The organism is Oceanospirillum sediminis (assembly GCF_014164585.1).
GTDB classification, from domain to species: Bacteria; Pseudomonadota; Gammaproteobacteria; order Pseudomonadales; family Halomonadaceae; genus Oceanospirillum; species Oceanospirillum sediminis.
The window spans coordinates 1-293 of record NZ_JACJFM010000098.1 but is presented as its reverse complement, the minus strand read 5'-3'; the positions used below and the strand labels follow the sequence as shown (position 1 = coordinate 293).

Annotated in this window: 1 protein-coding gene; it reads left to right on the top strand. The window is 44.0% G+C overall.

From position 1 onward, the window contains the following. Window positions 1–75 precede the first annotated feature (75 nt). Window positions 76–293 (top strand): single-stranded DNA-binding protein (ssb, locus tag H4O21_RS24060; protein WP_182812399.1); only part of this gene is annotated, 218 nt, incomplete at its 3' end.

Here is a 293-nt window from a genome sequence, read left to right as displayed (position 1 = left end):
CAACCACAACAACCAGAACCGCAGGAAGAAACAAAAGCCGAACATAAACCAACTCCAATTGAAGGATTTTAATAAATGGCACGCGGCGTAAACAAAGTGATTATTGTCGGCACTCTCGGTAACGACCCTGAAGTTAAATATTCAGCATCAGGCTCTGCAATTGCCAACCTTTCCGTTGCAACATCTGAGCAGTGGAAAGACAAGCAAACAGGAGAAAAGAAAGAGCAGACTGAATGGCATCGCGTTGTTATCTTTGGAAAACTCGCAGAAGTTGCAGGAGAATACCTTCGCAA